Raw genomic sequence first — 26,100 nt, 5'->3', positions numbered from 1 at the left:
AGCACGATGCTGACCATTGTGGCACGTTCCCGGCGTGGGCGGCTCGTACGACGGCTGCTCACTCGGCGCCACCTGCTGGCCGCGGCACACGCTGCTGGCACCGGCACACCCTGCTCCCCACGGCACCCCCTGCAGGGTGTGCCGACACGGGCACGGTATGCCGACGGGAGCAGGGTGTGCCGAGCCGAGCCAAGCCCGGCGCGATCCGTGCGGCGAGCGGAGCGGGAGCCTCAGGCGATCTCGGCGCGCGCCGCGTCCAGGAACGCGTCGACGTACCGCTCGGCCGGGAAGTCGCCGAGGTAGTAGGTCTTGAGGCGGCGACGTTCCGCGGCCTCGGGGTCGGCACCGAGGAGGTCGTCGAGCGCGGCGTCGAGGTTGCTCGCGTCGCCGGCGATGACGTAGCCGCCGCGGGCGACCGGCATCTCGGCGAAGAACTCCTCGACGCTGCCGCCCATCGCCGCCACGGCGAAGGGCTTCTCGGAGTAGAGGAAGTCCGGCACCACGCTCGACACGTCGGAGACGAGAGCGTCGACCGCGTTGAAGCAGTCGACGATGCTCCAGACCTGCTCGGCCTGGGCGCCGTACACGTGCTCGGTGCCGGTCTTCGCCCGGTCCTGCGCGAGCAGCGCGAGGATGCGCTGGGAGGCGGCGACGAGCTCCGGGTTGCGCCCCGTGTAGGGGTGCGGGCGGTAGACCACCGTGCAGCCGCGGTCGATCAGCCCGCGCACGATCTCCGGCCCGATGGGCAGCGAGCTGTAGGCGGAGTCGGCGTGCATGCCGGCCCAGGTGGGGGCGTAGAGCACGCGGCGTACGGGCGTCCCGGGCACCGCGACGGCGACGTCCTCGACCTGCGGGCGGCCAACGATCTCGAAGAAGTCCGGCGCGGTGGAGATGCCGTGGGCGCTGAACCGGTCGATCGCCGCCTGCCCGGCCACGAAGTTCCGGTCGAACATCCGGAACACGGGGTTGTAGCTCGTGGCCTTGTCGCTGTCGCCGTGGTTGAGCTGCACGTGGCGCACGCCGGCGTAGCGGACCACGTGCACGTTCCGCAGGGCGTTGTTGACGTAGAAGATGCAGCGCAGCGTGCTGACCATGACCGGGTCCATCTCGCGCGACCCACGTCGCACGACGACGGGCTGGTCGGTCATCCGCTCCGCCTCGGCAAAGCTGGCGGGGTTGCGCACGAAGACGACGTACGGCACCCCGAGCCGGTCGAGGTAGGGGATCCAGCGTCCGATCTGGTAGCCGGTGCCGGGCTGGGCGTCCCAGTGCAGGGCGAAGCGCGGCCCGTACGCGGTCAGCGTCTTGGTGAGGCGCCGCTCGGCCCGCCGGCGCTGGAGGACCCAGAGCGCCGCGTCGGCCAGGGCGACGGCGGTGAGCACGAGAGTCACCAGCGCGAACACCCAGGCCAGCCAGTCCGGGATGACCGCGAGCACGACCGACACCGGGGCCACGACGCCCGCGATCGAGCCGATGTAGCCGACCCAGCGCGGCTTGAAGCGCGCTGAAGGACGGACCGAGATCCCCGGGAGATGGCTGCTGAACGGCACTGCGACCCGGACGACCCTCGAGTAGCCCACCTCCCCGACCACCGCGGCGGCCACCAGGACGAGCGGCAGCCAGTGCCCGGGGCCGTCCGCGAGGACGGCCACGACCACCGCGGCGAGCGCGAGCAGCCGACCCGGACCGCCCAACCCGGCGGCCGGCGTGGCCACGTCGGCCCGGGTGGCCAGCGCGACCAGTGCGCTCATGATCACCGCCAGCAGCATCACGACCACGTCAGGCGCCCCGAGCGCGGCGACGAGCAGCGTGACCAGGCCCAGCCCGCCGAGCAGGAGGTCACCGGCTCCGAGCCCCCACGCGATCCGGGCCGGGGTCGGCGTCGTCGCCCCCTCGATGGCGAACGCGGCGACGGGCGCGCTCGCCTCTTCGGCGGGGATCTGGGCCTGGGTCATGGTGTCTCGCTGGTCTGGATCGGGGATCGGAAGAACGGCCCTGAGTCTAGGAAGCGGAACGGGTCTGGCCCGTCAGGACGTGCCGGTAGGACACGGCCAGGTCGTCCGCGACGTCGTCCTCGTCGGGCCAGGTCGCGGCCTGCCGCAGGCCCAGGTCGGCCAGCCGGTGCCGGGCGGCGGGGTCGCCGGCGAGGTCGCGCACGACCCCCGCGGCCGCACGGGCGTCGTCCGGGTCGATCAGGACGGCGGCCTCCCCCACCAGCTCAGGGATCCCGCCGACCCGCGTGGCCACGAGCGGGACGCCGGCGAGCATCGCCTCCTGGGCCACGAGCGCACGCGCCTCCCAGCGCGACGGGAGCAGCACGAGGTCGGCCGCGTGGTACCAGGACGCGACGTCGTCGCTCGCGCCCACCAGCGTCACGGGCAGGCGCTCGTCGGCGACCCGACGGGCCAGGGCGTCGCGCAGCGGACCGGACCCGACGAGGGCGTACGACAGCCCGGCGCGGTCGCGCGTCGCGGCGGCGAGGTCGAGGAGCAGGTCAAGGTTCTTCTGCGGCGCCAGACGGGTGACCGTGACGACGAGGACGTCGTCGGCCGCGAGCCCGAGACGGGTACGCCGCTCGAGGCGCCCGACCTGCGGCGCGGCCAGCGCGGGTGCGGCCACCGGGGCCAGCGCCGCCTCGTGGGCGCCGAGCTGGACCGCCTGGGCCAGCAGGTCGCTGCTCGCCGCGAGGACCAGGTCGGCGCCGCGCGCGACCACACGCTGCAGGATGCGGCCGGCCCGGGCCCCGCCGCCGGTGTCGAGGACCGCGTTGTGCCAGGTCACGACCAGCGGCACGCGGCGCACGCGGGCGTACGGCAGCGCCAGCGCGGCGGCCTTGTAGCCGTGGGCGTGCACCACGTCGGCGGCCCCCACCCCGCGGGCGAGCGCGACCGCGTCCAGCGTGACCGCGGGCACCCCGACGTCGTGCGCGTCGAGGGTGACCGGGGAGGCGTAGACGGTGACGTCGAAGCCGCGCGCCACCAGCCGCGGCGCCACGCTGGCCACGTGACGCCCGATCCCGCCGGTGCTGGCGGTGAGGACCATCGCGACCCGCGGTCGTCGGGTGTCAGGCACGGGCCACCTCCAGCGGCTCGGGGTGGCGCAGCGCCCAGGTCGCGCGCAGCAGCGGTCGCCGGACGAGGGCGAGCACGCCCACGAACACGACGGTGGTCAGCAGGGCCGTGGCCAGCGCGAGCCCGACGGCCGCGAGCAGGCCGGCGTCGGTGCCGAGACGGGCCAGCGCGCCGCCGGCCAGGACGGCCGGCACCGCGGCGACCGCACCGGCCAGCAGGGCCGGGAGGACGCCGGGTCGCTGGGTCGTCCGCCGCACCAGCGCCACCCACCCCACGACGGCACCCACGGACAGGCCCAGCGAGACGCTGCCGGCCAGGGCGACGACCAGCGTCGCGGACGGGACCACCAGGCCGGCGACGAGGGCGGCGACGGTGACCGTCCCCCACGCCAGCGCCGTCGTCGTGCCCGCGGCGAGGGCCCGGTGCTGGGCCAGCAGCGCGCGGGTGGCCAGGCCCATCAGGGCGAAGGCCAGGACGGCCGGGGCGAGGGCCGCGACGGGACCGGCGAGCGCCCCCGTACGCCCGGAGCCGGGACCGATGACGAAGACCCGGGCCACCGGGACGGCGGTCGCCACGAGCAGGGCCGCGCCCAGCCAGGACAGCACGACCAGCGGCGGCGCGGTCCGACGCAGGACGGCCGCGACGTCGTCGGCGCCCCGCTCGGCGGCGGCCGCTAGCCGCGGGAACGTGAGCTGCAGGACGGGTGCGGCGAGGACGGCGTACGGGAGGAGGTAGAGGGCGTTGGCCCAGGTGAAGCGGGTGAGCGCGCCGGGGTCGGGGTTGCGCTGGGCGGCCAGGTTGATCACCAGCACGCTGACCTGCTGGAGGACCAGCCCGGCCAGGCCGGCCGCCCCGATGGCCGCGACCACGCGGGCGTCCCCGGTCGCGAAGTGCAGGGTCGGCCGGACCCGCGAGCCCAGCCGCGCCAGGGGGACGGCGGTGCAGAGCGCCAGCGCGACCACACCGGCCGTGGTCCCCAGGCCCAGCGCCAGCAGGGCCGGACGGCTGAGCAGCCCGAGATCGCGGCCCGCGCCCGGCGTGGCGAGCCCGGCGAAGGCGAGGTACGCGAGGACGACGACCACGCTCGACACCAGCGGGGCGGTGGCCGCGGCCAGGAACCGGCCGTGCGCCTGGAGGACGCCCGCGCTGACCACGGCGACCCCGTAGAACCAGACCTGCGGCACGAACATGACGACCAGCGCCGTCAGCACGCCGGCGCTGCCCGCGCAGTCGGCCTTCGCGTACGCCCGCGCGTAGAGCCCGGCGCCCAGCAGCGCCGCGACGGCGACGACGGTGAGGACGATGAGCGTCCAGGAGAGCAGCGCCGAGGTCGTCCGGTCCGCCTCCGCGCGCCGCCCCGCGCCGAGGTGCCGGGCCACGACGGGCACGACGACCCCGGCGAGCACCCCGCCCGCGGCGACCTCGAAGAGCACGTTCGGCAGCGCGTTCGCCGCGTTGTAGACGTCACCCAGGCAGGTGTCGCCGACGGTCTTGGAGAAGACGAGCGAACGGCCGAAGCCCACGACGCGCGCGGCGAGGGTCAGCCCGCCGACGCCGAGCAGGACGGAGCCGCGCCACCTCATCCGGGCCCGGGCTCGCTCGACACCGGCCCGCCCGGCGCCGGGTCGCGGCCGAGCCCGTCCAGCCAGGCCAGCGCGGGCGTACGGGCGATGACGGCGGTGAAGCTGACGCGCTCGCTGGCCGCGTTGAGCGCCACGACGGCGGCGAGGCCGACGAGCCGCGCGGGCCGGTCCAGCGTTCCGGCGGCAGCGGTGGCCGTGGCCGCGCCGAGCGCGTTCGCCCCGCAGTCACCGAGCATGGACCGTGCGGTCAGGTCCGTGGGGAGGCTGCCGACCGCGGCGCCCAGCGCGGGTCCCCCACCGGCGCCGGCCAGACCGCCGGCGAGCAGCACCACGACCTTGGCCGCCCGACCGGGACGGAGGTCGAGCAGGTTGACCAGGTTGGCGGTGCCGGCGACCAGCGCGGTGTCGACGACCACGTCGACGAGCCCGAGGCCGGCGGCGCGATGACGCCCCAGCACCACGGCGGCGGCGAGGCCGCTCAGGCCCACCCCGACGATCTTCACCGTCCCGCTCGTCACGCGGCCCCGGCGCAGGGCGGCGAGGTGCCCACGGAACCCGCGCGCCTGCGCCGAGCCGTGCAGGTCGTCGTACGCCCCCACCAGCCCCGACCCGACGCCGGCCACGCCGACGGCGAGGACCTGCGAGGGGGGCGCACCGAGCGCGGCCCCGACGAGCGTGCCCACCGCCAGCGCGCCGACGGCCACCGGTCCCTCGAGCAGGGTCACCGGCTCACCGGCGTGGTTGGTGCGGCTCCAGCGGCGCACCCACGGAACGTTCCCGGTCCGGGTCACCACGGCCCCGCCCACCAGCGCCGTCGCGGCCGCCGCCGCGGTGGACGCCAGCCCCCGCACAAGGGTCGCGACCACGGGTCAGCGCACCGCGGGGAGCGCGTCGTCGGCGCGGCCGAGCGCGCCGTAGTGGCCCTGCTCCCCCAGCAGCTGCTCCTTGCCGGCGAGGACCGTCGTCACGACGCCGCTGGGCAGGTCGGCCACGTCGACCGTGCTGAGCTCGCCCGACGCGGGCGACGACGTCCGGATCGCGCCGACGTCCGTCCCGTCCAGACCGTCGCTGTTCGAGCCCGCCACGACGACCGGGATGTGGTCGACGTTGCCCGGCTGGTCCCGGATCCCGACGTCGAGCTCGACGTGGGCCTGCGTCACCTCGGTGGCCGGCGGCTGGGCCGCCGTGGGCGCGGTGATGACGATGACGAGCTGCGCGGTGTCGTCCTGGTCGTCGCGGACGTCGGCGAGACCGGCGGAGGCCAGCGTGCGACCGACGGTCCGGGCGTCGACGTCGCGGCTCCCGGCGTTCTTGGACGCGATCGCCCGTGAGAGGCACCAGCCGACCTTGGTGGCGGGCGTCATGTCGTCGGTGAGGCCGACCATGCCGAGGTCGGCGACCGCCCGGTCGACGGTGTCGGCCTGGGTCGGGTCGAAGACCTCCTGCTGCACCTTCACCTCGGCGACCACCCGGCCGCCGGCCTGGGCCACCGCGTCGGAGACGGCCGCGACGACCGCGCCCGGGGCGTCGGGCAGGACGACCAGCGCCACCCGGGAGTCGGTCAGCCGCCCGGCCAGCACGAGCTGGGCCGTGCGCTGGTCGTACGTGCTGCGGTAGGTGTCGAGGTTGTCGCGCCGGGTCAGCTCGCTGCGCAGCGCCGTGACCTGGTTACGGTCCTGCTGGGCCTGCGCGAGGATGCCCTCGTCGACCGAGGGGCTGAGCGAGACGCCGACGGCGATGCCCACGGCGAGCGCCAGGAACACCGCCATCAGCGAGACGATGTGGTAGCGGAAGTTGATCACGTGAAGAGTTCCTTGATCCAGTACGCGAGGTCCCGCAGGCGGGCCATCAGGACGCTGCCGAGCGCCCCGCCGACGTCGGTCATCGCCATCGCGGTGACGAGCGCGACGACGCCCGACAGGACGAGCAGCACGAGGTGCCAGCCCTTGACCTGGCTGCGGTAGATGCGGGAGACGCCCTTGGCGTCGACGAGCTTGGAGCCGACCCGCAGCCGCGTGAGGAACGTCGAGGCCATGCCCTCGCGTCCCTTGTCCAGGAACTCGACGAGCGAGTAGTGGGTGCCCACCGCGACCAGGAGGCGGGCGCCGTACGAGTCGGCGAGCAGCATGGCGGCGTCCTCGCTCGTCCCGAGCGACGGGAACACCACGGCGCTGAGGCCGAGGGCCTCGATCCGCTCGATCCCGGGCGCACGGCCGTCCTTGTAGGCGTGCACCACCAGCTCGGCGCCGCACTGCAGCGCGGCGTCGGAGCAGGAGTCCATGTCGCCGATGATCATGTTCGGCTTGTAGCCCGCCTCCAGCAGCGCGTCCGCCCCGCCGTCGACGCCGATCAGCAGCGGCTTGTACTCCGAGATGTAGGGACGGAGCACGTCGAGGTCGCCGCGGTAGTTGTAGCCGCGCACGACGATGAGGACGTGCCGGTCCTCGATCTGCGTCCGGATCTCGGGGACCCCGACGCCCTCGAGCAGCAGCTCCTTCTCCTCGCGGAGGTAGGTCATCGTGTTGAGCGTGAAGGCGTCGATCTGGTCCGAGAGCCCCGCCCGGGCCTGCTCGAGCTGCTGCTCCAGCACCTCGGTCGTGACGAGCGTGCCGCTGGTCACCACCGCACCCTCGACGTCGAGCAGCCGGTCGCCGTCGACGACCAGCCGGTCGCCCTCGGTGACCAGGGTGAACACGTCCTCGCCCACGTCGTCGATGAGCGGGATGCCGGCCTCGAGCAGGATGCTCGGCCCCAGGTTGGGGTAGCGCCCGGAGACCGACGGGACGGCGTTCACCACGACGCCCGCACCCGTCGCGACGAGCGCCTCCGCGCTGACCCGGTCCAGGTCGGAGTGGTGGATGATCGCGACCTCGCCGGGCTGCAGCCGCTTGGTCAGGTTCTTGGTCCTGCGGTCGATCCGGGCGACCCCGCCGACCTCCGCCGGCTCCGCCCTGCGACGGAGGAGGGCGGGCAGCTTCATGACGCCGGCCATCCTCCCACGGGTGCCGGGCCGTCGGCCCTCACGTGAACGCGCGGCGCCGGTGTGGTCGACGGGCTCAGCGGCCGCCGGAACGGGCGGACGCCGCGAGCTCCACCAGCTCGCCCGCGTGGGCGAGCGCGGAGTCGGTCGTGTCGAGGCCGGCCATCATCCGCGCCAGCTCCTCGGTGCGCTGGTCCTCGCGCAGCCGGACGACCCCGCTGGTCGTGACCTGCCCGTCGTCGGCCTTGACCACGACGTAGTGCCGGTCGGCGAAAGCCGCGACCTGGGCGAGGTGCGTGACGACCACGACCTGGCTGTGCCGGGCGAGCTCGGCGAGGCGTCGCCCGATCTCCACCGCCACCCGGCCGCCGACGCCCGCGTCCACCTCGTCGAAGACCAGGGTGCCGCCCGGGCGGTCGGCGGCGAGCACGACCTCGAGGGCGAGCCGGACGCGCGAGAGCTCGCCGCCCGAGGCGACCTTGCCGAGGCTGCGCGGCTCGGTGCCGGGGTTGGCGGCGAAGAGCAGGTCGACCGCGTCCGCCCCGGACGCCCCCAGGGCCGTCGGCGTGAGCGCGAAGGTCAGCCGGGCGTGCGGCATGGCCAGGGCGGTGAGCTCGGCCGACACGGCGTCGGCGAAGCCTTGGGCCGCGCCGCCGCGCAGCTCGGTGAGCCGGGCCGCGCGCTCGCGGAGGTCGGCGTCCTGCTGCTCGACGGCCACGGTGAGCTCGCCGATCCGTTCGTCGCCGCCCTCCAGCTCGGTGAGCCGCTGGACCGCGCGGGCCGACCAGGCCAGCGCGTCGTCGACGGTGGGCCCGTACGAGCGGGTGAGCCCGGAGAGATGGGCGCGCCGCTCCGACACCCACTCCAGACGTCGGGGGTCGGCGACGAGGTCGTCGACGTAGCGCGCCAGGTCGGACGCGACGTCGGCCACGAGGTAGGAGGCCTCGGCGACCCGGACGGCGAGCGCCTCCAGCACGGGGTCCGCCGAGGCGTGGTCGAGGCTCCGGCGTGCGTCGGCGAGCGCGGCCATGGCGCCGCCGCCCCCGCGGGGGTCGTCGGGGTCGCCGGACAGCCCGGCCAGAGCGCCGCCGACGGACAGCCGCAGGTCGTCGGCGTTCTGCAGCCGGGTCGACTCGGCCGCCAGGGCGAGGTCCTCCCCCGGCTGGGGCTCGACGACCTCGATCTGCTCGAGCCCGAAGCGCAGCAGCTCGACCTCGCGGGCGCGTTCCGCGCTCGCCGCGACGAGGGTGTCGAGCTCGACGCGGGCCGCGCGGTGCTCGGCCCAGCGCTGCCGGTAGGTGGCGAGGAGCGCGGCCAGCTCGGGACCGGCGTACGCGTCGAGCAGCTCACGCTGGCGCCCGGCCGCGGAGAGCCGGATCTGCTCGGACTGCCCGTGGATGGCGACGAGCTCGGTCGTCACCTCGGCGCAGACCGACACCGGCACCGGCGCCCCGCCCAGGAACGCGCGGGAGCGGCCGGCCGCGGTGATGTGGCGGGCGACGACCAGCTCGTCGTCGTCCAGGTCGCCGCCGGCGTCGCGGACCCGGGTGGCCAGCCGGCTCGTCTCGGGGCCGTCGGGCACGGTCAGGCGTCCCTCGACCACGGCGCGCTCGGTCCCCGAACGCACCGAGCGGGCCTCGGCCCGATCGCCCAGGAGCAGCCCGATCCCGGTGACGATCATGGTCTTGCCCGCGCCGGTCTCTCCCGTCACGACCGTCAGGCCGGGATGGGGCTCCACGACGGCGTCGTTGATGACGCCGAGGTCGTGGATGTGCAGCTCGGAGATCACGGGCTCGTGGCCCCGCTCGTGCAGCGCGAGCCGTCGTCGTCGGGGTCGTCGGACTCGTCCGGGTTCTCGCCGGAGCCGAGCGAGACGGAGCGGTCCTCACGGCTGGTGCGTTCCTCGGCCTCGCCGCGCCAGCCCTCGACGCGCAGCCCGAACTTGTTCACCAGCCGGTCGGTGAAGGGCGCCTCGGACAGCCGGGCCAGGAGCAGTCGGTGACGGCCCTGCTGCACCTCGATCTGCAGCCCGGCGCGCAGGTCCGCGGAACGTCGCCCGTCGCACCACACGACCCCGTCGGTCTGCGAACGCTCGATCAGCTGGATGACCACGTGGGAGGTCGGGCCGAGCACCAGCGGCCGGGCGAACAGCGCGTGCGCGCTCAGCGGCACGACCAGCAGCGCGTCGACGTTCGGCCAGATCACGGGTCCGCCGGCGGAGAAGGCGTACGCGGTGGAGCCGGTCGGGGTCGACAGCAGCACGCCGTCACAGGCCCACCGCGAGAGCGGCCGGCCGTCGATCTCGACGAGCACCTCGAGCACGCGTTCCCGCGAGGCCTTCTCGATCGAGACCTCGTTGACCGCGTAGGACGACCAGGTCACCTCGCCGCTCGCGCAGTCGCGGAGGGCGACCTCGATCGTCGAACGTTCCTCGACCGCGTACGAGCGCTCGACGATCCGCGTGACGATGCTGTCGATCTCCGACGACTCCGCCTCGGCGAGGAAGCCGACGTGGCCGAGGTTGACCCCGAGCAGCGGGACGTCGGCCTGCAGCACCCACTCCGTCCCCCGCAGGATGGAGCCGTCTCCGCCGAGGACGACCATCAGCTCCATGTCGGGCATGACCTGGTCGGGCGGCTCGAGCGGGACGACGGTCGCGGCGAGGTCCGGCGGCAGGCAGGCGGCGTCGCCCTCGGGGAGCGCGCTGACGATGCCGGCCTCGTGCAGACCCCGGATCAGCCGGGTGGCCGCGGTGATCGCGGTCGGCCGGCCCATGTGCGTGAGGACGGCCACGCGCCTGCGTGGTGCGGGTGTGGTCGTCACCGCGTCAGCATAGGGATCACGGCCACGGGGTGACCGGGTGCGCGCACGGCGTCCGGCTCAGGTGGACGAAGAACTCCTGGTTGCCCGCCGGCCCGGGCAGCCGGCTCGCGACCACGGCCTGGACGTGCCAGCCGAGCGCTGCCGCGGCCGCGGCGACCCCGTCGACCGCCTTCCGGTGGAGCCCGGGGTTGCGCACGACGCCGCCCTTGTCCAGCGCGGCGCGGCCGACCTCGAACTGGGGCTTGACCATCAGCAGCCAGGTCCCGTCCGGCGCGGTGACCTCGCTGAAGGTGTCGACGAACTTGGTCAGCGAGATGAAGGAGAGGTCGGCCACGACGAGGTCGACCGGACGCCCGTCCAGGTTGTCGGGCGTCAGGTCCCGGGCGCTGGTCTGCTCGTGGACGTGCACACGCGGGTCGGCGCGCAGCAGCTCGGCCAGCTGCTCGGTGCCGACGTCGACCGCGTACACCTCCTCGACGCCCCGCTCGAGGAGCACCTGCGTGAAGCCGCCCGTCGAGGAGCCGGCGTCCAGCGCGCGGCCGGACGGGACCAGGCCGAGGTCGTCCAGGGCACCGGCCAGCTTGTGGGCGCCGCGGGACACGTACGGGTCGGTGCGCGCCTCGAGCTGCTCGGTGCCGGCGACGAGGTCGGAGGGCTTGAGCACCGTCCGCCCGTCGAGGCTGACCCGACCGGCCTTGATGAGCTCTGCGGCCTGACCACGGGAGCGCGCGAGACCGCGGTCGACGAGGGCGCGGTCGAGCCGGACCGGGACGGTTCCGGGAGTCTCGGGCGGGGCCGTCCCTTCGGTCTCCGAAGTCGCCTCCGGCTCCGGTGTCGTGGTCATGGCCTCGGCCCGGGAGACGGCCGGCCGGCCGGTGCGTGGTCGACAGGGGTCCGCAGGACCTCCTGCAGGGCGCTGTGCGCGGTCGAGAGACGTTCCGCGTGCTCGTCGACCGGCACGTCGTCGAGCCCGTCGACACCCCGCAGGGCCTCGTCGACCCGCCGGTCCCCGGTCTGCGGGACAGGAGCCACGTCGCTCACTCCGCCACCTCGGGCAGGGCGGCCTCCAGCGTCGCGACCCGCAGCTGCAGGTCGTCGAGCTCGAGCCGCAGGACGTCGAGCTCGCCCTCGGCGACGTCGAGCCGCTCGCGCGCCGCCCTCAGGTCGGTCGCCGCAACGACGCCCAGGCGGGCGGCCACCCGGCCGACCTCGGCCGCGACCAGCTGCTCGAAGAGCTCGCGGTTGGCCCGGCTCGCCTGCCCGACCTCCTCGGCCAGCTGGGCGAACCCGGCGAAGAGAGAGCGGTAGGCAGGCACCCGGGGAGTCTAGGCCGCGGGGACGACGAGAGCCGGCAGCGCGGCGCCGAGGTCGAGCGGACGGCCGGCGTCCTGCGCCTGCCAGGCCAGGTGCGCCGCGGCCCACGTCGCGGCCACGCGGCCGTCGAGGGTCCCCGGGGTGTCGGCGTCGATCACGAGGCTGCCGCCGTCGACCCGGGCCGTCGCCGGGCCGCACCGGGCGGTCTCCCCGGAGATCTCGACGTCGAGCGCCGGCACCAACAGTGCGCCGACGTCGTAGCCGAGGTGGGTGGGCCGGGACCCGGGGGCCGCGGTCAGCAGGTCGGCCGGTCCGTGCGAACCGGTGAGCACCAGCAGCCCGTCGAGCCCGGCGTTGACCGCGCCCCGGATGTCGGTGTCGAGCCGGTCGCCGACGAACAGCGGCCGATGGGCACCGAGCCGGGCCACGGTCTCGTCCAGCAGCGGGCGGTAGGGCTTGCCGGCGACCTCGGGGTCGACGCTCACGGCGAGGCGGACCGCCGCGACGGCAGCCCCGTTGCCCGGCACCAGCCCACGGTCGGTGGGCCGGGTGGGGTCGTCGTTCGTGGCGACCCACCGGGCTCCGCGGTGGATGGCCACCGAGGCCTCGATGAGGTGCTGCCAGGTGAGCTCGACGCCGTAGCCCTGCAGCACGGCGACGGGCTCGTCGTCGGCCGTGGCGACGCTGGTCAGACCCACCTCGGCCAGGGCCTGGCGTACGCCCTCGCCCCCCACGGCCAGCACCTTCGCCCCGCGCGGCAGGTCCCGGGCCAGCACCTGGGCACCGGCCTGGGCCGAGGTGACCACGTCCGCTGCGCCCGCGGGGATGCCGAGCTCGGTCAGGTGCTCGGCCACCGCGGCCGGGGTGCGGGCGGCGTTGTTCGTGACGAAGCCGACCTGCACCTGCCGCTCACGCAGCGCCGCGAGCGCCGGTGGAGCTCCGGGCACGGCGACCGGGCCGAGGTAGATGACCCCGTCCAGGTCGAAGAGCACGCCGTCGTAGGCGTCGATGAGCGCCTGCACCTCAGTCGCGCTCCGGCTCGGCCTCGTCCGCCGGACCCGGGGCGTCGTCGTCCTCGGCCCGGGCCTCGTCGTCGCTCTCCAGCTCGTCGCCGGGCTCGTCGCCGGGCTCGTCGTCCACCTGCTCGTCGTCGCCCTCGTCGTCGTCGCCCTCGTCCGCGTCGTCGTCGTCGCGCGCGTTGTCGTCGTCGGGCTCGGGCTCGTCGTCCTCGGGCTCGTCGTCGACCAGGTCGGAGTCGTCGAGGTCACCCACGTCGAGGGTCACGCCGTCGAGCTCCTCGAGCCGCTGCAGGGCGTCGGTCAGCTGGTCGGGGTCGCGCTTGGCCGCCTCGGCGAACATCCGCCGTGCCTCCTCGGCCGAACCCGTCTCCAGCAGGGCGTCGGCGTACGCGTAGCGCAGCCGCGCCGCAGCCTGGTGCTCCAGCTCGACCGCCTGCGCCGCCGCACCCCGGGTCAGCGCCGGGCCCGTCCGCTTCGGCGCCGGACCCGTCACGGCCTCACGCAGCATCCGTACAGCCTCGGCCTTCTGCCCGAGGTCGGCCCGGGCGCCGGCGGCGACGATGGTCATCTCCGTCCGCAGCGCGGGCTCGAGGTCCAGCTCCGCCGCCTCGCGAGCCAGGGTCAGCGCGTTCTGAGGACGGCCGAGCGCGCGCTCGCAGTCGGCCATCACGGGCAGGTAGTCCGACGAGCCGGTCATCCGGCGCAGGGCGCGGAACTCCGACAGCGCCGCCGCCCACTCCCCCGACGCGTACGCGGTCTCCGCCGCGGCCTCGCGGACCACGGGAAGGCGGGCCGCACGACGGCGAGCCGCCTCGGCGTGGGCGTACGCCAGCTCGGGGTCGGTGTCGATCAGGTTGCCCGCGGCCACGAGGTGTCCGGCCACGATCTGCTCGAGCTCCTTGGGCAGGCTGCGGAGCTCCGCCCGCACCGCACGGTGCAGCGTGGAGAGGTCGACGCCCTCGGGCACCTGCGGCTCGTTCGGCCGAGCCGCGAGCCCCGGACGAGGCGGCGGCCGGTCGCCGCGTCGGTCGGTGCCGCCGCGCTGGCCCGACCCTCGCGAGTCCGAACCCCGTGAGTCATAGCTGCGCGGACCCGAACCGCGCGAGTCGCCACCGCGAGAGTCATAGCTGCGCGGACCCGAACCGCGCGAGTCGCCACCGCGGGAGTCGTAGCTGCGCGGACCCGAACCGCGCGAGTCGCCACCGCGCGAGTCACCACCGCGGGAGTCGTAGCTGCGCGGACCAGAACCACGGGAGTCACCGCCGCGCGAATCACCGCCACGCGAGTCGTAGCTGCGCGGACCAGAACCACGCGGGTCCCCACCGCGCGAGTCGCCACCACGGGAGTCGTAGCTGCGCGGACCCGAACCACGCGAGTCACCACCGCGAGAGTCGTAGCTGCGCGGTCCTGAACCACGCGAGTCACCACCGCGCGAGTCATAGCTCTGCGGGCCTGAACCGCGGGAGTTCCCGCCACGCGAGTCGCCACCGCGGGAGTCATAGCTCCGCGGGCCTGAACCGCGGGAGTCCCCGCCACGCGAGTCGCCACCGCGCGGCTCGTAGCTGCGCGGACCTGCCCCCCGTGAGTCCCCGCCGCGCGAATCGCCCCCACGCGAGTCATAGCTGCGCGGGCCCGAACCGCGCGAGTCCCCGCCACGCGAATCTCCACCGCGCGAGTCATAGCTGCGCGGACCCGAGCCGCGCGAGTCGCCACCCCGCGAGTCCCCACCGCGCGAGTCATAGCTCCGTGGACCCGAACCCCGGGAGTCACCGCCACGGGAGTCGTAGCTGCGCGGACCTGCCCCGCGTGAGTCCCCGCCGCGCGAATCTCCACCGCGCGAGTCATAGCTGCGCGGACCTGCCCCGCGTGAGTCCCCGCCGCGCGAATCTCCACCGCGCGAGTCATAGCTGCGCGGACCCGAGCCACGCGAGTCGGCGGGGCGGTCGCCGCGCGGTCCGGACGGCGGACGGCTGCTGCCGCCCCGGTCTCCATCCCCACGCGGCGGGCGGCCTGCGGAACCCCCGCGGCGTGGGTCGTCGCCCGAGCGGCCTCCGCGTCCTCCGGCTCGGTCGCCACCTCGCCCGTCGCCTCGACCCTGGTCGTCCGGACGTCTCGCTTGTTCCACCCGCCCATCCTCCCCGACGGCGGGCGCGGGACCTACTGGCGTCCGGTCAGACCACGACCACCTCGGGCCCGGCTGCGGCGAGCTCGGCGATGATCGGGTCCGGTGCCGCCGTGTCCGTGACGATGAGGTCGAGCTCCGAGACCGCCGCGAAGGAGCAGAACGAGTTCCGCCCGAGCTTCCCCGAGATCACCGGGACCACCCGTCGTCGGGCACTGAGGAGCATCGCGCGCTTGGCCGACGCCTCCTCGGGATTGGTCGTCGTCACCCCCTGGGCCGCGGTCATGCCGTTCACCCCGACGATGGCGATGTCGACGGTGAGCGACTGGAGCCGTCGGCTCGTCCATGCGTCGACGGCGGCGCTCGTCAGGCCGCGGACCATGCCCGGCAGCGTGATGACGCCGACGTTCGGGTAGTCGGCGAGGTGTCGGGCCGCCGGCAGGTTGTTCGTCACCACGGTCAGGGCCGACTGTCGCGGGATCGCCTGCGCGGTGAAGAGCGTCAGGGACCCGGAGTCCAGCACGAGCACCCCGTCCTGGGGCAGCTCGTCGATCAGGCGGGCGGCGATGCGCCGCTTGTCCTCCAGCTGCTCGGCGTGGCGTGCGGCGAGGGCGACCTCGAAGGGCACGGCGTCCAGCAGCTGGGCCCCGCCACGGATCCGGCGCAGCAGCCCGCGCCGCTCGAGGGTGTCGAGGTCGCGGCGGACCGTCTCGGTCGTCACCTCGAGGTGCTCGCTGATCTCGGTCACGGTTGCGCGGCGGTCCTCCTCCGCGAGCAGGAAGTCGGTGATCGCCCGCTGCCGTTCCGGCGGGTACCTGGTCAGCATCATCACCTCTTCGTCCTCCGGCCGGCGTGCGCCATCTTCGCAGGTCACCCACCCGGCGCCCGCCGACCGGTTGCCTGAGGTCGGGCGCGCAGGCAAACGATCCGGGCATGCGCGCGGAGCGTCTCGGGCACCCCCGCGTACGCTCGCCACGCGCGAGAGCCCCACGAGGACCTCGCGGCGAAGCATCCGACGAGGCTCGAGGAGGCGCCCGTCATGACCGCTCGACGCACGGCCGCCGGAGCGACCGCGGGGCCGACCCCTGAGCAGCGGTTCGAGCGCCTGGTCGGCTGGTTGACCGCGGAGGGGCGGATCGACGTCGGCGACGCGGCGACGCGGCTCGGTGTCGCCCAGGAGACGGTGCGCCGCGACCTGCGCGTCCTGGAGTCCAGGTCCCAGCTCGTCCGGGTCCACGGCGGGGCGGTCGCGGTCGAGCCCGAGAGCCTGGCCTCCCCTGCGGCGGGTCTGGCGGTCACCCCGGGGAGCGGTCCGGTCGTGTCCGAGGACCGTGCGCTCCTCGAGGCGCTGTGGACGGAGCTCCCCCACGCGGGCACCCTGCTGCTGGGCACCGGGCGGCTCACGCTGGAGCTCGCCCACGTGATCGTCAACGCGCCTCCCGACGACGACCTGACGGTGGTGACGAACTCCCTCGACGTGGGACTCGTCCTGTCCCGGGTGTCCAGCCTTTCCGTCTACAACATCGGGGGGACGGTCAGCCCGCGGACGCGCGCCCAGGAGGGCGACTGGGCGCTGACGGAGCTGCACCGGGTGCACACGGACGTGAGCGTCGTCTGCCCCGTCGGCATCAGCGTCGAACGGGGGCTGAGCCAGCCCACCCCCGCCGCGGCCGCCGTGTCGCAGGCCGAGGTCGCCGCCGGCTCCCGCGTCCTGGCGCTCGTCGAGGGAGCGGCACTCGGCCGGCCGTCGTTCGTGACGTTCGCGGGGATCGACGAGATCGACCAGATCGTGGTCGCCGGGGACCCGTCCCCGGCGACCGTGCAGGAATTCACCGAACGAGATGTCGCATGCACCGACCGTCGCACGATGGTCGGCACCGGGAGAGGACGAAGAAGTTGACGCTGGTCGCAGGGGTGGACTCGTCCACCCAGTCGGTCAAGATCGTGGTCTGCGACGCCGAGACGGGGGCCGTCGTGCGCTCGAGCCGGGCGCCGCACCCCGAGGGCACGGCCGTCTCGGCCGCCGCCTGGTGGGACGCCTACCAGACCGCCGCTCGGCAGCCGGGGCTGCTCGAGGGCGTCGAGGCCATCGCCGTCGGGGGCCAGCAGCACGGGATGGTGACGCTCGACGCCGACGGCGGTCTGGTCCGCGACGCCCTGCTGTGGAACGACACCCGTTCGGCGCCGGACGCCACCGACCTCGTCGACGAGCTCGGCGGTCCGCAGGCCTGGGCGGACGCCGTCGGTACGGTACCGGTGGCCTCGATGACCATCACGAAGCTCCGCTGGCTGGCGCGGTCCGAGCCCGAGCTGGCCGACAAGGTCGCCGCGGTCGTCCTCCCGCACGACTACCTCACCTGGGAGCTGGGCGGCCGCTCCTTCGCCCCGACCACCGACCGCGGTGACGCCTCGGGCACCCTCTACTTCGACGCGGCGACGAACACCTACCGCGAGGACCTCGTACGCCGGGCCTTCGGCCGGATGATCGACCTCCCCCGCGTCGCCGCTCCCTCCGAGGTCGTGGGGCACACCCCCGACGGCATCGCCATCGCGGCCGGCACCGGCGACAACATGGCGGCCGGCCTCGGCCTCGGGCTGGAAGCCGGCTCGGCCGTGGTGTCGCTCGGCACCAGCGGGACCGCCTTCGCCCGGACGACGACCCCGACGCACGACCCGACCGGCACCGTGGCCGGCTTCGCCGACGCGACCGGGGAGTTCATGCCCCTGGTCTGCACCCTCAACGGGGCGCGGAACCTGGTCGCGACGGCCGACGTCCTCGGGGTCACGCTCGACGAGCTGGCCCGGCTAGCGCTCACCGCACCCCCCGGCAGCGGCGGACTGGTGTTCCTCCCCTTCCTGGAGGGAGAGCGCACGCCGTCTCTGCCGAACGCGAACGGCGAGCTCGTCGGCCTGACCCTGTCGAGCATGAAGCCGGCCAACCTCGCGAGGGCGGCGATCGAGGGCGTGCTCTGGAGCCTGGCTTATGGGGTCGACGTCTTGCGTGACCAAGCGGGCACCATCTCCGCCATCACCCTGACCGGCGGAGCCTCGCAGTCCGAGGCCGTACGCCGTATCGCCACGAGCGTCTTCGGGCTACCCGTCGTGGTCACCGAAGCCTTCGAGAGCGTTGCCGTCGGCGCTGCGCGCCAGGCGGCCTGGGCTTTGTCCGGGGAGCTGCCGACGTGGAAGGTGCCCGTCGCCGGCCGGTACGACCCCACCGACGCTGACGTCGCCGCGGCTGACGACCTCATGGGCCGCTACACCGAGGTCCTGCGACAGCACTTCGATGTTCCCGCGTTGAAGGGCTGAACGCTTCCTCCTGATCAGGAGACCTGGAGAACGAGAAAGGGCCCGGTCGGTTCGTCAGACAGCTGACGAACCGGCCGGGCCCCTTCTTCTTGCGCACTTGCAGCACCTCCAAGAAGGCCCCGAGCGCTGTCCGCAGGTGTACACCTGCGGTTCGCGAGCGGTAGCTTGCGGTGCCGATCGGCGTTCTTTTCGCGCGGCAACCTACCGTTCGCCATAGTCGACGACTGAATGATCCTTGAATGCGATTGAGTCTACGGAATGCGTCTGGACGTAGAAACACCTCAGGGTCGACCACGAATGGTTGACCCTGAGGAGTTGTGTTGTCCGGCGACGTCCTAGTCTCCCACACGGTCTCCCGTGCAGTACCATCGGCGCTGTAAGGCTTAACTTCCGGGTTCGGAATGGGACCGGGTGTTTCCCTGACGCTTTGATCACCGAAACTCTATGGAGATGTGGTGCGAAACCAGTCTCGATCGGAGACGACTGGTCTTTCGACCGTGTCTCGAGAGACCTCACAGTGGACGCGTAGCATATTTGTAGGAACAAGCCCTCGGCCTATTAGTATCGGTCAGCTCCACACATTGCTGTGCTTCCACATCCGACCTATCACCCAGTGTTCTGCTGGGGGCCTTACCAGGCTATCCTGTGGGAGCCTTCATCTTGGAGCGTGCTTCCCGCTTAGATGCTTTCAGCGGTTATCACTTCCGAACGTAGCCAACCAGCCGTGCCCTTGGCAGGACAACTGGCACACCAGAGGTTCGTCCGTCCCGGTCCTCTCGTACTAAGGACAGCCCTCCTCAAGACTCCTACGCGCGCAGCGGATAGGGACCGAACTGTCTCACGACGTTCTAAACCCAGCTCGCGTGCCGCTTTAATGGGCGAACAGCCCAACCCTTGGGACCGACTCCAGCCCCAGGATGCGACGAGCCGACATCGAGGTGCCAAACCATGCCGTCGCTATGGACGCTCGGGCAAGATCAGCCTGTTATCCCCGGGGTACCTTTTATCCGTTGAGTGACGGCGCTTCCACATGCCACCGTCAGATCACTAGTCCCGACTTTCGTCCCTGCTCGAGGTGTCCCTCTCACAGTCAAGCTCCCTTGTGCACTTACACTCGAAACCTGATTGCCAACCAGGCTGAGGGAACCTTTGGGCGCCTCCGTTACCTTTTGGGAGGCGACCGCCCCAGTCAAACTACCCATCAGGCACTGTTCCTGATCCAGATAATGGACCTAGGTTAGATATCCAGAACAACCAGAGTGGTATTTCAACGTTGACTCCACGACAACTGGCGTCGCCGCTTCACAGTCTCCCACCTATCCTACACAAGCTGTACCGAACACCAATACCAAACTATAGTGAAGGTCCCGGGGTCTTTCCGTCCTGCTGCGCGTAACGAGCATCTTTACTCGTAGTGCAATTTCGCCGAGTCCGTGGTCGAGACAGCGCCCAAGTCGTTACGCCATTCGTGCAGGTCGGAACTTACCCGACAAGGAATTTCGCTACCTTAGGATGGTTATAGTTACCACCGCCGTTTACTGGCGCTTAAGTTCACCGCCTCGCTCGTGAGAGCTAACAGTTCCCCTTAACGTTCCAGCACCGGGCAGGCGTCAGTCCGTATACATCGTCTTACGACTTGGCACGGACCTGTGTTTTTAGTAAACAGTCGCTTGGGCCTGGTCTCTGCGGCCTTTCACGCCAACCACAGCTTGTGTGGCGAACGCGTCCGGCCCCCCTTATCCCGAAGTTACGGGGGCATTTTGCCGAGTTCCTTAACCACGGTTATCTCGATCACCTTGGTATTCTCTACCTGACCACCTGTGTCGGTTTAGGGTACGGGCGGCTCTAGAACTCGCTCACGAAGATTTTCTAGGCAGCATAGGATCACTCACTCGCCGGTCCGTAGACCGACCAGCCGTCACGTCTCAGGCATCATGAAGTGCGGATTTACCTACACTTCGCCCTACACGCTTAGCCCGGGATCACCTTGCGGATACCATCGCCCGGGATGAGCTACCTTCCTGCGTCCCTCCGCAGCTTGCCTAATACAAGTCTGGTTCGCAGACTCGTCGACACATCACCCGAAGGCTCCGTGCGACTCGCGTGCTTAGCATCGCTCGCCTCGGCATGATCGCGCTAGCGCCGGTACGGGAATATCAACCCGTTGTCCATCGACTACGCCTGTCGGCCTCGCCTTAGGTCCCGACTTACCCAGGGCAGATTAGCTTGACCCTGGAACCCTTGGTCTTTCGGTGGAGGAGTTTCTCACTCCTCATTCGCTACTCATGCCTGCATTCTCACTCGTGTGCTCTCCACGGCTAGGTCACCCTGCCGCTTCATCGCGCACACGACGCTCCCCTACCCATCCACGCCCCTGCACAAATGTGAGGGTGTTACGTAGATGACACAGCTTCGGCGGATGGCTTGAGCCCCGCTAAATTGTCGGCGCGGAATCACTTGACCAGTGAGCTATTACGCACTCTTTCAAGGGTGGCTGCTTCCAAGCCAACCTCCTGGTTGTCTCCGCAACTCCACATCCTTTTCCACTTAGCCATCGCTTAGGGGCCTTAGCTGGTGTTCTGGGCTGTTTCCCTCTCGACTACGAACCTTATCGCCCGCAGTCTCACTGCCGCGCTTGGCTTACCGGCATTCGGAGTTTGGCTAATTTCGGTAAGCTTGTGGGCCCCCTAGACTATCCAGTGCTCTACCTCCGGCAAGAAACACGCGACGCTGCACCTATATGCATTTCGGGGAGAACCAGCTATCACGGAGTTTGATTGGCCTTTCACCCCTATCCACAGCTCATCCCCCAGGTTTTCAACCCTGGTGGGTTCGGGCCTCCACGACGTCTTACCGTCGCTTCACCCTGGCCATGGATAGATCACTCCGCTTCGGGTCTAGAGCATGCGACTCGACGCCCTATTCGGACTTGCTTTCGCTACGGCTTCCCCACACGGGTTAACCTCGCCACATACCACTAACTCGCAGGCTCATTCTTCAAAAGGCACGCCGTCACCTCACCCTTACGGGCTCAGCTCCGACGGATTGTAGGCAATCGGTTTCAGGTACTATTTCACTCCCCTCCCGGGGTACTTTTCACCTTTCCCTCACGGTACTAGTCCGCTATCGGTCACCAAGGAGTATTTAGGCTTAGCGGGTGGTCCCGCCGGATTCACAGCCAATTTCAGGGGTTGGCTGCTACTTGGGGTGACACTCAGCAGTGACACACTTACGTCTACAGGGGTGTTACCTGCTATGCCGCGCCTTCCCAGAACGCTTCGACTTCATGTGTCATTTTTGACTGCTCGACCGGTCGACAGCACGGTCAGAATGGCCCCACAACACCGCACATGCAACGCCTGTCAGCTATCACACACGTACGGTTTGGCCTCTTCCGCGTTCGCTCGCCACTACTGACGGAATCACTGTTGTTTTCTTTTCCTGTGGGTACTGAGATGTTTCACTTCCCCACGTTCCCTCCAACCGCCCTATATATTCAGGCGGAGGTCGCCGGACATTACTCCGGTCTCTTTCGAGGTTTCCCTATTCGGAGATCCCCGGATCGAAGCTCGTTTACCAGCTCCCCGGGGCTTATCGCAGGTTACGACGTCCTTCATCGGCTCTTGGTGCCTAGGCATCCACCGATTGCCCTTAGTAGCTTGTTGTTACTACAAAGATGCTCGCGTCCACTGTGAAGTTCTCAACACACGGGCGGTAGCACAGCCCCACCACCGAGGTGGCGGGGTCTGAGTCCGCACAGAAAGAAAGGCTGCCACCCCAACCCCTTGACGGGGTTGGAGGGCGACCGAACCTTCAGGACCCAACAGCGTGCCCAAACCGACCCCCACCCTCGCCCCGGATTTCCACTCCCACGACTCCTCCTTACAAAGAAGAGCGGGTTGTACTCACGAGGCCAGCAGCAGACGCCGGCTCAATAGTCAATGTTCCACATTCCAGAGCTGCCCAGCCAGACACGAACGGCCTGGCACTGAGCGCATGGACCCACCCGAAGGCGAGCCGCAATGCTCCTTAGAAAGGAGGTGATCCAGCCGCACCTTCCGGTACGGCTACCTTGTTACGACTTAGTCCTAATCGCCAGTCCCACCTTAGACGGCTCCCTCCACAAGGGTTGGGCCACCGGCTTCGGGTGTTACCGACTTTCATGACTTGACGGGCGGTGTGTACAAGGCCCGGGAACGTATTCACCGCAGCGTTGCTGATCTGCGATTACTAGCGACTCCGACTTCATGGGGTCGAGTTGCAGACCCCAATCCGAACTGAGACCGGCTTTTTGGGATTCGCTCCACCTTGCGGTATCGCAGCCCTTTGTACCGGCCATTGTAGCATGCGTGAAGCCCTGGACTTAAGGGGCATGATGACTTGACGTCATCCCCACCTTCCTCCGAGTTGACCCCGGCAGTCTCCTATGAGTCCCCACCATGACGTGCTGGCAACATAGAACGAGGGTTGCGCTCGTTGCGGGACTTAACCCAACATCTCACGACACGAGCTGACGACAGCCATGCACCACCTGTACACCGACCTTGCGGGGGCTACATCTCTGCAGCTTTCCGGTGTATGTCAAACCCAGGTAAGGTTCTTCGCGTTGCATCGAATTAATCCGCATGCTCCGCCGCTTGTGCGGGCCCCCGTCAATTCCTTTGAGTTTTAGCCTTGCGGCCGTACTCCCCAGGCGGGGCACTTAATGCGTTAGCTTCGGCACGGAGAACGTGGAATGTCCCCCACACCTAGTGCCCACCGTTTACGGCGTGGACTACCAGGGTATCTAAGCCTGTTTGCTCCCCACGCTTTCGCTTCTCAGCGTCAGGTGATGCCCAGAGAACCGCCTTCGCCACCGGTGTTCCTCCTGATATCTGCGCATTCCACCGCTCCACCAGGAATTCCGTTCTCCCCTGCATCCCTCTAGTCCGCCCGTATCAAAAGCAGGCTCGGGGTTAAGCCCCGAGTTTTCACTCCTGACGCGACGGACCGCCTACAAGCCCTTTACGCCCAATAATTCCGGACAACGCTCGGACCCTACGTATCACCGCGGCTGCTGGCACGTAGTTAGCCGGTCCTTCTTCTGTAGGTACCGTCACTTGTGGCTTCGTCCCTACTGAAAGCGGTTTACAACCCGAAGGCCGTCATCCCGCACGCGGCGTTGCTGCATCAGGCTTGCGCCCATTGTGCAATATTCCCCACTGCTGCCTCCCGTAGGAGTCTGGGCCGTATCTCAGTCCCAGTGTGGCCGGTCGCCCTCTCAGGCCGGCTACCCGTCGAAGCCTTGGTGAGCCATTACCTCACCAACAAGCTGATAGGCCGCGAGCCCATCCCTGACCGCCGGAGCTTTCCACCCCAGTCCAGGAGGACCAGGGTCATATCCGGTATTAGCAGCTGTTTCCAGCTGGTATTCCGAAGTCAAGGGCAGGTTGCTCACGTGTTACTCACCCGTTCGCCACTCGTATGACCCCGAAAGGCCTTACCGTTCGACTTGCATGTGTTAAGCACGCCGCCAGCGTTCGTCCTGAGCCAGGATCAAACTCTCCGTTGAAAAATATCGGAAGACGACCCACACCCAGAAGGCGCAGACCGTGGAACCGTCAAAAACAACGAGCTTGACCTTGACATTAGACCCAACTGGGTCAATCAATTTCAATCTCAAAGGAACCACACCCGACCAGAACAACCCCCCAAATAGGAGGCAGCCTCGCCGAGCACGGGTTCGATAGTGCTATTTGGCATTGACTTTTAAGCACGCTGTTGAGTTCTCAAACTTCGCTCGCACACCGCACCAGACCCTTACAGCCTGACTTGGGGCAACTCGATAAACATTACCCGGTCTCATCCAGCAGATCAAATCCGCCTTTTTCGACCCCCACCGGAGACATCTCAGTTCCGGATCTTCGTGGGCTCAGACAAGAGCGCGCACCGATCCGGTCCTTCTTTGGCCCAGTGGTTCCCGCCCGGTTCCGGCCGAGTCATCCGGTGGCCCGAAGGCCTCCGTCTTGCTCGTCCGCGTCCCCGGGGGGCGAGATGGAACATTACGCCCGTGTGACACCCCGGTCAACCTGAGGTGTCGTGCCGGTTCTCACACGGCCTCCGCCTTGCCCGCCCTTCGGTTCAGCTGCCGGTGATGGTAATGGCACCCACCGTGCGCTTGCCCCGCCTGACGATGACCCAGCGACCGTGCAGCAGGTCGTCTGCGCCGACCGTCGCGTCGCCGTCACCGGCTCTCCGGTTATTGAGGTACGCACCCCCCTCGGCTGCCGCCCTCCGACCGGCGGACCGGCTCGCGACCACCCCTCCGGTCTGGAGCACCTCGGCGACGGTCGGCCATCCGCCGTCGACGTCGATCGCCCCTCCCCCCAGCTCCGCCACCACTCCGGCCAGCACGGACTCCGGCAGCTCAGCAAGGTCGTGCTGACCGAAGAGCGCTTGGCCGGCGGCGACCGCAGCGTCACGCTCCGCCTCGCCGTGCACCAGCGCGGTCACGTCGTCGGCCAGCGCCTTCTGCGCCGCCCGGCGGAACGGCTCCTCTCGCGTGAGCCGCTCGAGCTCGTCGATCTCCTCCCGGCTCCGAGGGGAGAACACCTTCAGGTAGTCGACGACCTTCTCGTCCTCCGCCTGCAGGAAGAACTGGTGGAAGGCGTACGGGGACGTCATCTCGGCGTCGAGCCAGACGGTCCCGCTCTCGGTCTTGCCGAACTTGGTCCCGTCCGCCTTGGTCAGCAAAGGGGTGGCGACCGCGTGCACCCGCGCCCCCTCGGCTCGTCGGATCAGCTCGACGCCGGCCGTGATGTTCCCCCACTGGTCGCTCCCGCCGAACTGGAGCGTGCACCCCTGGGACCGGAAGAGCTCCAGGTAGTCCATGGACTGCAGCAGCACGTACGAGAACTCGGTGTACGAGATCCCGTCCTCGAGCCGGTTGCGCACGACGTCCCGCGCCAGCATCCGATTCACCGGGAAGTGCTTCCCGATGTCCCGGAGGAAGGTCAGCACCGACATCGGCCCGGTCCAGTCGAGGTTGTTGACCAACCGGGCCGGATTGGCGCCCTCCAGATCGATGAACCGCGCCACCTGGGCCCGGATCTGCTCGACGCGACCGGCCACCACCTCCGGGCTGCTCAGGACCCGCTCCCCCGACTCCTTGGGGTCGCCGATCATTCCCGTCGAGCCCCCGACGAGCAGCAGGGGCCGGTGCCCGGCACGCTGGAAGATCCGTGCCACTACGAGCTGCACGAGGTTGCCGAAGTGCAGGCTCGGCGCCGTCGGGTCGAAGCCCACGTAGAACGTCGCCGGCCCGGCGTCGAGGTGCGCGGCGAGCGCTTCCTCATCGGTCGAGTTGGCGAGGAGTCCTCGCCACTTCAGCTCGTCCAGCACAGTGGTCACGGTCGTCAACCCTATGCGTCACCGTCGCCGTGAGCCGCCTCGTTTCCGCGGGCTCACGGGTACCGGTGCTGCGCTCGCAGCTGCCAGTGCCTCCTCCTCCCGCCGCTCGAGCTCGGCGAAGCTGGCCTCGTGACCCAGCCACGGCAGCTCGTCCTTCTCGGCGTAGCCGGGGTCCCAGGGCATCCGCTCGCCCCTGATCAGCGTCGTGCGGGTCATCTCCCCGTGCTCGACCGTGAGCGAGAACAGCTCTCGGTTGTCGCCCTGCTCGCCGACCACGACCCCGTTGACGTCGTGGTCGAACGTGAACCGCCGGAACCAGTGGTCCCCGCTGGCCTCCGCGTGCGCACCGGGCCGCAGGAAGTGGTCGATCAGGTACTCCAGCCAGGCGGCGCCGGCGTAGAACTTCTCGGTGCCGTTCCACGACAGGCAGCAGCCCCGCGGGCACGGCACCCACTGGCACCAGTAGCCCGGCTGGCCGTCGGCGATCCGG

The 26,100-nt window shown here is 70.4% G+C and carries 18 protein-coding genes and 3 rRNA genes; 2 read left to right on the top strand and 19 right to left on the bottom strand.

Going from position 1 to position 26,100, the window contains the following annotated elements; translation table 11 throughout:
- Positions 1 to 230: 230 nt before the first annotated feature.
- The 14 genes from FHX39_RS06080 to FHX39_RS06015 form a co-directional block, all read right to left on the bottom strand.
- Positions 231 to 1,955 (bottom strand): CDP-glycerol glycerophosphotransferase family protein, encoded by a 1,725-nt coding sequence (locus FHX39_RS06080; RefSeq protein ID WP_183337245.1) that lies wholly within the window; start codon positions 1,953 to 1,955, stop codon positions 231 to 233.
- A gap of 46 nt (positions 1,956 to 2,001) precedes the next feature.
- Positions 2,002 to 3,072, bottom strand: coding sequence for a glycosyltransferase family 4 protein (locus FHX39_RS06075; protein WP_332836691.1), 1,071 nt, complete (start codon positions 3,070 to 3,072; stop codon positions 2,002 to 2,004).
- On the bottom strand, positions 3,065 to 4,654 hold the full coding sequence (locus FHX39_RS06070) for a lipid II flippase MurJ (protein ID WP_183337244.1): 1,590 nt from the start codon (positions 4,652 to 4,654) through the stop codon (positions 3,065 to 3,067). The genes FHX39_RS06075 and FHX39_RS06070 overlap by 8 nt, the downstream gene beginning before the upstream one ends.
- A complete protein-coding gene (locus FHX39_RS06065; protein ID WP_183337243.1) occupies positions 4,651 to 5,520 on the bottom strand; it encodes a hypothetical protein in 870 nt (289 codons plus the stop codon). Before FHX39_RS06065 ends, FHX39_RS06070 begins: the two co-directional genes overlap by 4 nt.
- 3 nt (positions 5,521 to 5,523) lie before the next feature.
- Positions 5,524 to 6,456, bottom strand: coding sequence for a copper transporter (locus FHX39_RS06060; protein WP_183337242.1), 933 nt, complete (start codon positions 6,454 to 6,456; stop codon positions 5,524 to 5,526).
- Positions 6,453 to 7,634, bottom strand: a complete 1,182-nt coding sequence (steA, locus tag FHX39_RS06055) for a putative cytokinetic ring protein SteA (RefSeq protein ID WP_183337241.1) — start codon at positions 7,632 to 7,634, stop codon at positions 6,453 to 6,455. Before steA ends, FHX39_RS06060 begins: the two co-directional genes overlap by 4 nt.
- A gap of 76 nt (positions 7,635 to 7,710) precedes the next feature.
- Positions 7,711 to 9,423, bottom strand: a complete 1,713-nt coding sequence (gene recN / locus FHX39_RS06050) for a DNA repair protein RecN (protein WP_183337240.1) — start codon at positions 9,421 to 9,423, stop codon at positions 7,711 to 7,713.
- Positions 9,420 to 10,457, bottom strand: a complete 1,038-nt coding sequence (locus tag FHX39_RS06045) for an NAD kinase (RefSeq protein WP_332836690.1) — start codon at positions 10,455 to 10,457, stop codon at positions 9,420 to 9,422. The genes recN and FHX39_RS06045 overlap by 4 nt, the downstream gene beginning before the upstream one ends.
- 16 nt (positions 10,458 to 10,473) lie before the next feature.
- Positions 10,474 to 11,301, bottom strand: coding sequence for a TlyA family RNA methyltransferase (locus FHX39_RS06040; protein WP_183337239.1), 828 nt, complete (start codon positions 11,299 to 11,301; stop codon positions 10,474 to 10,476).
- Positions 11,298 to 11,498, bottom strand: coding sequence for a hypothetical protein (locus FHX39_RS06035; protein WP_183337238.1), 201 nt, complete (start codon positions 11,496 to 11,498; stop codon positions 11,298 to 11,300). Before FHX39_RS06035 ends, FHX39_RS06040 begins: the two co-directional genes overlap by 4 nt.
- On the bottom strand, positions 11,495 to 11,773 hold the full coding sequence (locus tag FHX39_RS06030; protein WP_183337237.1) for a hypothetical protein: 279 nt from the start codon (positions 11,771 to 11,773) through the stop codon (positions 11,495 to 11,497). Before FHX39_RS06030 ends, FHX39_RS06035 begins: the two co-directional genes overlap by 4 nt.
- Before the next feature lie 9 nt (positions 11,774 to 11,782).
- Complete coding sequence (locus FHX39_RS06025) at positions 11,783 to 12,793, bottom strand: HAD-IIA family hydrolase (RefSeq protein WP_183337236.1); 1,011 nt, start codon at positions 12,791 to 12,793, stop codon at positions 11,783 to 11,785.
- 1 nt (position 12,794) lies between these two features.
- Positions 12,795 to 13,757 (bottom strand): tetratricopeptide repeat protein, encoded by a 963-nt coding sequence (locus FHX39_RS06020; RefSeq protein ID WP_183337235.1) that lies wholly within the window; start codon positions 13,755 to 13,757, stop codon positions 12,795 to 12,797.
- Between the two features lie 1,204 nt (positions 13,758 to 14,961).
- Entirely contained in the window at positions 14,962 to 15,741 is a 780-nt protein-coding gene (locus FHX39_RS06015) for a DeoR/GlpR family DNA-binding transcription regulator (protein WP_183337234.1), read from the bottom strand.
- Positions 15,742 to 15,951: 210 nt separating this feature from the next.
- On the opposite strand from FHX39_RS06015, the gene FHX39_RS06010 reads away from it, so the two are divergent.
- A complete protein-coding gene (locus tag FHX39_RS06010) occupies positions 15,952 to 16,812 on the top strand; it encodes a DeoR/GlpR family DNA-binding transcription regulator (protein WP_183337233.1) in 861 nt (286 codons plus the stop codon).
- On the top strand, positions 16,809 to 18,221 hold the full coding sequence (xylB, locus tag FHX39_RS06005) for a xylulokinase (protein WP_232530585.1): 1,413 nt from the start codon (positions 16,809 to 16,811) through the stop codon (positions 18,219 to 18,221). Before FHX39_RS06010 ends, xylB begins: the two co-directional genes overlap by 4 nt.
- Positions 18,222 to 18,543: 322 nt before the next feature.
- On the opposite strand, the gene rrf is transcribed toward xylB, so the two are convergent.
- From rrf to FHX39_RS05980, 5 genes are all read right to left on the bottom strand, one after another.
- Positions 18,544 to 18,660 (bottom strand): 5S ribosomal RNA (gene rrf / locus FHX39_RS06000).
- A gap of 99 nt (positions 18,661 to 18,759) precedes the next feature.
- A 23S ribosomal RNA gene (locus FHX39_RS05995) occupies positions 18,760 to 21,886 on the bottom strand.
- 368 nt (positions 21,887 to 22,254) lie between these two features.
- A 16S ribosomal RNA gene (locus FHX39_RS05990) occupies positions 22,255 to 23,772 on the bottom strand.
- The 16S, 23S and 5S rRNA genes sit together here, the layout of an rRNA operon.
- A gap of 569 nt (positions 23,773 to 24,341) precedes the next feature.
- Positions 24,342 to 25,610 carry a tyrosine--tRNA ligase gene (gene tyrS / locus FHX39_RS05985; protein ID WP_183337231.1) on the bottom strand — a complete coding sequence of 423 codons (1,269 nt, stop codon included), beginning with the start codon at positions 25,608 to 25,610 and terminating at the stop codon, positions 24,342 to 24,344.
- An 18-nt stretch (positions 25,611 to 25,628) separates the two neighbouring features.
- Positions 25,629 to 26,060, bottom strand: a complete 432-nt coding sequence (locus FHX39_RS05980; protein ID WP_183337230.1) for a hypothetical protein — start codon at positions 26,058 to 26,060, stop codon at positions 25,629 to 25,631.
- Positions 26,061 to 26,100: the final 40 nt, after the last annotated feature.

The organism is Microlunatus antarcticus (genome assembly GCF_014193425.1).
Lineage (GTDB): Bacteria > Actinomycetota > Actinomycetes > Propionibacteriales > Propionibacteriaceae > Microlunatus > Microlunatus antarcticus.
This window is presented reverse-complemented; position numbering and strand designations above follow the sequence as displayed.

Excerpts from the sequence above, each read along its gene's own strand:
- FHX39_RS06015 (WP_183337234.1), bottom strand. The coding sequence starts at position 15,741 with ATGATGCTGACCAGGTACCCGCCGGAACGGCAGCGGGCGATCACCGAC.
- FHX39_RS06010 (WP_183337233.1), top strand. The coding sequence starts at position 15,952 with ATGACCGCTCGACGCACGGCCGCCGGAGCGACCGCGGGGCCGACCCCT.
- steA (WP_183337241.1), bottom strand. The coding sequence starts at position 7,634 with ATGAAGCTGCCCGCCCTCCTCCGTCGCAGGGCGGAGCCGGCGGAGGTC.
- FHX39_RS06080 (WP_183337245.1), bottom strand. The coding sequence starts at position 1,955 with ATGACCCAGGCCCAGATCCCCGCCGAAGAGGCGAGCGCGCCCGTCGCC.
- FHX39_RS06040 (WP_183337239.1), bottom strand. The coding sequence starts at position 11,301 with ATGACCACGACACCGGAGCCGGAGGCGACTTCGGAGACCGAAGGGACG.
- FHX39_RS06070 (WP_183337244.1), bottom strand. The coding sequence starts at position 4,654 with ATGAGGTGGCGCGGCTCCGTCCTGCTCGGCGTCGGCGGGCTGACCCTC.